This is a genomic window from Pseudomonas frederiksbergensis (genome assembly GCF_003732665.1).
GTDB lineage: Bacteria > Pseudomonadota > Gammaproteobacteria > Pseudomonadales > Pseudomonadaceae > Aquipseudomonas > Aquipseudomonas frederiksbergensis_G.
This window is the reverse complement of the sequence record NZ_MOBP01000195.1, coordinates 1-304: the sequence shown is the minus strand read 5'-3', so window position 1 is coordinate 304 and position 304 is coordinate 1. Positions and strand designations below refer to the sequence as shown.

At 59.2% G+C, this 304-nt stretch carries 1 protein-coding gene; it reads left to right on the top strand.

Going from position 1 to position 304, the window contains the following annotated elements; translation table 11 throughout:
• A partial coding sequence (locus BK665_RS33780) for a Mu transposase domain-containing protein (RefSeq protein ID WP_446033153.1) occupies positions 1–304 on the top strand: 304 nt, incomplete at both ends.

Genomic DNA, 304 nt, shown 5'->3' with positions numbered 1-304 from the left:
GCAAACCCAAGGATAAAGCCAAGGTTGAAGTCGGCGTGCAGGTGGTCGAGCGCTGGATTTTGGCGGTCTTGCGCAACCGCCAGTTCTTCTCGCTCGGCGAACTCAATACGGCTATCGGCTTGCTGCTTGAACGCCTCAACCAAAGGCCCTTCAAGAAGCTGCCCGGCTCGCGCCGCTCAGCCTTCGAAACGCTCGACCAGCCCGCGCTCCAGCCGCTGCCGGAACACCCGTACGTTTATGCCGAATGGAAAAAGGTACGGGTGCACATCGACTACCACGTCGAAGTCGACGGCCATTACTACTC